Here is a 5164-nt window from a genome sequence, read left to right as displayed (position 1 = left end):
TGGTCACGAGTTCGTGACCGGTGAAAGTGGAAAGGACCGACTATGACGAATCCCTTCGATGACGAGAACGGCCGCTTCTTCGTCCTGGTGAACGAGGAGAACCAGCATTCGTTGTGGCCGACGTTCGCCGACATCCCGGCCGGCTGGACCAAGGTCTTCGGCGAGGACAGCCGTGCGGCGTGCCTGGAGTACGTGGAGCAGAACTGGACCGATCTGCGGCCGAAGAGCCTGATCGACGCCATGGAGGCGGACAAGGCTGCGCAGGGCGGCTCGGCCCCGGAGTGAGATCGACGGAGTGAGATCGCAGCGAAATGTCGCAGCGATAACGCTTGCACATCAAGCTCATTGGTCACTCCAATAACTTTGATCCCGGACGTAACATCTGAGCATGGCAATTAACACAGAGTTTCTGTGGAATCGCCGACAGATACCGCGTCACCGGTTTCCAAATTGCCGTTAGCAAGGCAAGCTATATAAGAAGGACCCGGTGCCAGCTCGAACTGGGAGGCAGAGTGGCCAGGGTCGACATCACAAGGTCGGGGGAGTGGCTGTGACGATGACTGACGTGCTGAACGACATTCAGAGGCGGGCGCAGGTGACGCCGCGTCTGACGGCCGTGCGTTTCGGCGACGACGTCGTCACCTATGGCGCACTCGACGAGAGCATCTCGTCCTACGAGTCCGTGATGGACCGCCACGGTCTGTCCCGCGACGCTGCATTCCATGCAGGCCTGCTCCACTGCATGCCGTCCCTGACTCGTATCGACGGCACCACCGAGCGCAATCGTGTGGTCGGCGAGGTGGTCGCCTGGCTGGGACGTGACATCGAAGGTGGCGCCGACAACGGGTTGCGTGCCGTCGGCTGAGACACCCGGGTCGTCAGCGTCTTCAGATGACGGCGTCCTCAGATGATGGCGAGGACGGCGAGGATCACCAGTAGGATCGGCGTGCCCACGACGACGCTCGCGGTGCCCATGACGATGGCGGCCACCGCTCGACCTGTTCCCTGACGTCGCTGCGCGCCCGATCCGATCTGCACGAGCGCCGCGATACCCAGGACGACGCCGAGGAACCCGAGCACTGCGCCGACTCCGAGGAGCGCCAGTGGCAGGGACACCGATGAGGCCACCACGGCGGCCGTCGCCGAGCCCGGTGCCGGCCGCTTCTTCGGTCGGTAGCTCGTTCCGTACGTGGATGCGGCCGCGGTCCATGCGGGATCCGCCCAGGCCGGGTCGACCGTGTGCACCGGCAGATCCCAGATCTCGCCGACTCTCGGTAACGGTGCGTGGACCTGCGGCGCGGCGATGATCTGATCGGGCACATGTCCGATGGTCTCGCCGGTGGGCGGGTTGTCTGCGATCGGCAGATCCTCCGCGGACGGCAGGTCGGCGTCCTCGGGCGGTGGCCACCGCAGGTGGCGGTCGGTGACCGGCGCATCGATCGGCTGGGTTGGGTGTTCGGTCACCCGCATGGCGAACCTCCTGACGCGCGGCGAGCAGATTCCGGGCCGCCGGTCCATTGTTCCTGATTACCCTCGCGTCCGCCGGTGACCGAGTGTGTGGGCAGGTCACGAATGCGCACGGTCCATCAGACAGAAATCTCGCCGCACCCCGAGCGGGATGCGGCGAGATTCGTCCGATGTCTTGGGATCAGCCGCCGTGCTGGCCACCCATGGACGTCAGTTGGGTCACCGCGCTTCCGGCGAGCTTCCAGTCACCATCGGCCTTGACGTAGGCGAGTGTGACGTCGACCGGCTGGGGTGCATGCGGGCTCTTGATCGACACGGTCGCGACCGCCTTGTCGTCGCCGTCGGCCTTCACCTCTTTGACCGTGTACACCTCCGGGGTGTAGCCGGCCATGTTCGAGGCTTTCGCGTAGCCCTGGATCGCGGCCTTGGTGAGCGGGTTCGTGGTGTCGACCACCGCGTCGAGTTCCGTCGACGAGGTCGCCGGGTCGACCGACTTGCGCAGGATCACCTGGGCATCGTCGGTGCTCAGTCCGACGACGGCCTGTTTGGCATCGCTGGCGGCCGACGCCACCGCGGCCGACGCGCCGCTGGCCGCACTGCTGACGGTGTCGTTCGTCTCGTCGGAACAGCCGGCTACGACCAGCATCGTCGCTCCCGCGAGCAGCGCTGCGGCCACGGACTTCCGAACCTTCATTTCGTCTCCTCCTCTTGGATGAGCCAACACTAACCTACGCAGTTGGGAGCTCCATCGCGGAATTAATCGGACCGCGGTCCGGTTAGATGGGATGAGGTTTCCCACCAGCATCAGACACAGGAGGCGCGACATGCAGTTCGGACTCTTCAGCGTCAGTGACATCACGGTCGATCCCACCACGGGGGTGGCGCCGACCGAGCATGAGCGGATCAGGGCAGTGGTGGAGATCGCCAAGAAGGCCGAGGAGATCGGCCTCGACGTGTTCGCGCTCGGCGAGCACCACAACCCGCCGTTCTTCTCGTCGTCGCCGACCACCACGCTCGCATACATCGCAGCCCAGACCAGCACGCTCCAGCTGTCGACTGCCACCACCCTGATCACCACCAATGATCCGGTGAAGATCGCCGAGGACTTCGCGATGCTCCAGCATCTCGCGGACGGTCGGGTCGACCTCATGCTCGGCCGGGGGAACACCGGGCCGGTCTATCCCTGGTTCGGTCAGGACATCCGGCAGGGCATACCGCTCGCGATCGAGAACTACCATCTGCTGCACCGGCTCTGGACCGAGGACGTGGTCAACTGGGAGGGCAAGTTCCGCACCCCGCTGACCTCCTTCACCTCAACTCCGCGGCCGCTGGACGGCGTCGCCCCGTTCGTCTGGCACGGATCGATCCGCAGCCCCGAGATCGCGGAGCAGGCCGCCTATTACGGTGACGGCTTCTTCGCCAACAACATCTTCTGGCCGAAGGAACACTTCCAGCAATTGATCGGCTTCTACCGCGAGCGGTTCGAGCACTACGGGCACGGCGCGGCGAATCAGGCCGTGGTCGGTCTCGGCGGGCAGTTCTTCATCCGGAAGAACTCGCAGGACGCGGTGCGCGAGTTCCGTCCGTACTTCGACAACGCACCCGTGTACGGACACGGTCCGTCTCTGGAGGAATTCACCTCTGAGACACCGTTGACCGTCGGCAGTCCACAGGAGTTCGTCGACAAGACGCTCTCCTTCCGCGAGACCTTCGGTGACTACCAGCGTCAGCTGTTCCTGGTGGACCACGCCGGTCTCCCGCTCAAGACGGTGCTCGAGCAACTCGACCTGCTCGGCGAGGTCCTGCCGGATCTGCGGGCCGGCTTCGCCCAGGATCGCCCGGCCGATGTCCCAGACGCGCCGACGCACGCGTCGCTGCTGGCCGCCCGTGACGCGGCGACCGCCGAGGATGCCGACCCGGCACGGCCGGAGGCGGTGCGCTCGTGAGCATGCGTGTGGTCGCGGTCAACGCTGGACTCGGTGACCCGTCGTCGACCCGGCTGCTCGTCGACCGGCTCGTGGACGCCGTCGCCGAGCGCGCGGTCCGTGACGGGCCGGCCGTCGACGTCGAGGTCATCGACCTCCGGGATCTCGCTGTCGACGTCGCCCGTTCGCTCACCACCGGATTCGCGGTCGGCGGCGTGCGTGCGGCGGTGGATGCGGTCCACGCGGCCGACGGATTGATCGTCGCGACACCGGTTTTCAACGCGTCCTACAGTGGGCTCTTCAAGTCGTTCTTCGACCTCGTCGAGGTGGATCGGATGCAGGGCGTACCGGTGGTCATCGCCGCGACCGGCGGCAGCCCGCGGCACTCGATGGTTCTCGACCACGCCATGCGCCCGCTGTTCGCCTATCTCCGTGCGGTGGTCCTGCCGACCGCGGTCTATGCGGCGGCCGAGGACTGGGCGGGCACTTCGGGCGACACCGCGTTGCTCTCCGACCGAATCCGTCGTGCGGCAACCGAACTCGTCGCCGCTCTGCGGTCAACACAGGTCGCCCCCGGCGGCCGTGTGCCGGCGAACCGGTCGGACACCGATGGGTTCGATCGCCGCGGGTCCCACCGGTCGGCGGTTGAGCAGGCGGGCATCGCCAACTTCGCAAAGCTGTTGGGGGAGCAGGACTGAGCGGGCCTCAGGCGCGGCCGGGAATGTTGCGCCTGGGCCGCAGGTGCGTGGTGGGCAGGGCCGGCGCCGGCAGGTGCTGCACCTCGCCCTGATAGCCCTGGACCTGACCGAATCGGTTGCTGTGATCGGTCCACTCCTGCCGGTATCGGACGATGTCGTCGTGGCTGCGGCCGAGGAAGTTCCACCACATGATGATCTCCTCCTCGAGGGGGGTGCCGCCCAGGATCACCAGGCGCGCATCCTCTTCGGCATCGTTACGCACCCGCAGATGTGTCGCTCCGACGCCGACGTATCCCAATTCGGTGCGTTCGAGCGGCTCGGTTGCGGAGTCGACGAGTCGAATACGCCCGGCGTCCACCAGAATCCCGTGTTCGAACGATGGTGACACCGGCAGGTCGATCTCGGCGCCCGGTGCCATGGTGATCTCGGCGCCCATCAGCGGAGTGAACGTCTCGACGGGCGAACGTTCGCCGAGCAGTTCCCCGAGGAACACCCGCACGGAAACACCCTGCCGCTCGATCACGTCCGGTACGTGGTGCGCGAAATCCCTGGCCGTGTCGGCTGCGGCGGCCGGCAACGCGATCCAGAGCTGAACACCGTGCAGGAGCGTCGTGTCCGGGGTCGAGACCTCCGTGTGCGCGATCCCGTGACCCGCCGTCATCAGGTTCAGCTCGCCGGGCCGGACCATCGCGTGATTGCCCATGGTGTCCCGGTGCTCGATCTCGCCGGAGAACAGCCAGCTCACGGTCTGCAGGCCGGTATGGGGATGCGGCGGGACGTCCATCCCGCCGGTCGTCGAGACGTCGTCCGGGCCGTAATGGTCGGCGAAGCACCATGCGCCGATCAGCGATCGCCTGCGCTGGGGGAGCGTGCGATGCACCGTCATCGCCCGCGGCCCGCCGAGCGGGACGTCGCGTGCGGTCAGCACCTCCACGGCCGGCCTGCCCTGCTCCCGCGAGGAATCTGTTGCACCCGAACGGCAGTCGAGCTCGGCGGGCTGGGCCTCGAGATTGCTCATGGGCATCCTTCGACGAATGGGCTGGTGGTCTCAGTCTAGAGAAACCCTGGTACTGA

At 66.4% G+C, this 5164-nt stretch carries 7 protein-coding genes; 4 read left to right on the top strand and 3 right to left on the bottom strand.

The annotated features are described in order from the left end of the window. Nucleotides 1-42: 42 nt before the first annotated feature. Both IDF66_RS04245 and IDF66_RS04240 read left to right on the top strand, forming a co-directional pair. A complete protein-coding gene (locus tag IDF66_RS04245; protein ID WP_190265814.1) occupies nt 43-285 on the top strand; it encodes an MbtH family protein in 243 nt (80 codons plus the stop codon). Between the two features lie 271 nt (nt 286-556). After that, nucleotides 557-865 carry a hypothetical protein gene (locus tag IDF66_RS04240; protein ID WP_164308690.1) on the top strand — a complete coding sequence of 103 codons (309 nt, stop codon included), beginning with the start codon at nt 557-559 and terminating at the stop codon, nt 863-865. Between the two features lie 38 nt (nt 866-903). Here IDF66_RS04240 and IDF66_RS04235 read toward each other — a convergent pair whose 3' ends face one another. Both IDF66_RS04235 and IDF66_RS04230 read right to left on the bottom strand, forming a co-directional pair. Further along, complete coding sequence (locus IDF66_RS04235; RefSeq protein ID WP_190265813.1) at nt 904-1464, bottom strand: DUF4190 domain-containing protein; 561 nt, start codon at nt 1462-1464, stop codon at nt 904-906. Between the two features lie 184 nt (nt 1465-1648). Then, nucleotides 1649-2161, bottom strand: coding sequence for a DUF4878 domain-containing protein (locus tag IDF66_RS04230; protein WP_164308692.1), 513 nt, complete (start codon nt 2159-2161; stop codon nt 1649-1651). 130 nt (nt 2162-2291) lie between these two features. On the opposite strand from IDF66_RS04230, the gene IDF66_RS04225 reads away from it, so the two are divergent. Together IDF66_RS04225 and IDF66_RS04220 are read left to right on the top strand one after the other, a co-directional pair. Continuing rightward, nucleotides 2292-3413 carry an LLM class flavin-dependent oxidoreductase gene (locus IDF66_RS04225; protein WP_190265812.1) on the top strand — a complete coding sequence of 374 codons (1122 nt, stop codon included), beginning with the start codon at nt 2292-2294 and terminating at the stop codon, nt 3411-3413. Nucleotides 3414-3415: 2 nt separating this feature from the next. Beyond that, entirely contained in the window at nt 3416-4090 is a 675-nt protein-coding gene (locus tag IDF66_RS04220; protein WP_190266308.1) for a CE1759 family FMN reductase, read from the top strand. A gap of 7 nt (nt 4091-4097) precedes the next feature. Here the strand turns inward: IDF66_RS04220 and IDF66_RS04215 are convergent, their stop codons facing one another. Then, nucleotides 4098-5108 (bottom strand): pirin family protein, encoded by a 1011-nt coding sequence (locus tag IDF66_RS04215; RefSeq protein ID WP_190265811.1) that lies wholly within the window; start codon nt 5106-5108, stop codon nt 4098-4100. Between the last annotated feature and the right edge of the window lie 56 nt (nt 5109-5164).

Origin of the sequence: Gordonia hankookensis (assembly GCF_014673215.1) — a bacterium.
In the GTDB taxonomy this organism is placed as follows: domain Bacteria; phylum Actinomycetota; class Actinomycetes; order Mycobacteriales; family Mycobacteriaceae; genus Gordonia; species Gordonia hankookensis.
The sequence above is the reverse complement of the archived record's forward strand: the minus strand, read 5'-3'. Positions and strand labels throughout refer to the sequence as shown.

Coding starts and splice junctions, on each gene's coding strand:
- IDF66_RS04245 (WP_190265814.1), top strand. CDS start 43: ATGACGAATCCCTTCGATGACGAGAACGGCCGCTTCTTCGTCCTGGTG.
- IDF66_RS04240 (WP_164308690.1), top strand. CDS start 557: ATGACTGACGTGCTGAACGACATTCAGAGGCGGGCGCAGGTGACGCCG.
- IDF66_RS04230 (WP_164308692.1), bottom strand. CDS start 2,161: ATGAAGGTTCGGAAGTCCGTGGCCGCAGCGCTGCTCGCGGGAGCGACG.
- IDF66_RS04225 (WP_190265812.1), top strand. CDS start 2,292: ATGCAGTTCGGACTCTTCAGCGTCAGTGACATCACGGTCGATCCCACC.
- IDF66_RS04220 (WP_190266308.1), top strand. CDS start 3,416: ATGCGTGTGGTCGCGGTCAACGCTGGACTCGGTGACCCGTCGTCGACC.
- IDF66_RS04215 (WP_190265811.1), bottom strand. CDS start 5,108: ATGAGCAATCTCGAGGCCCAGCCCGCCGAGCTCGACTGCCGTTCGGGT.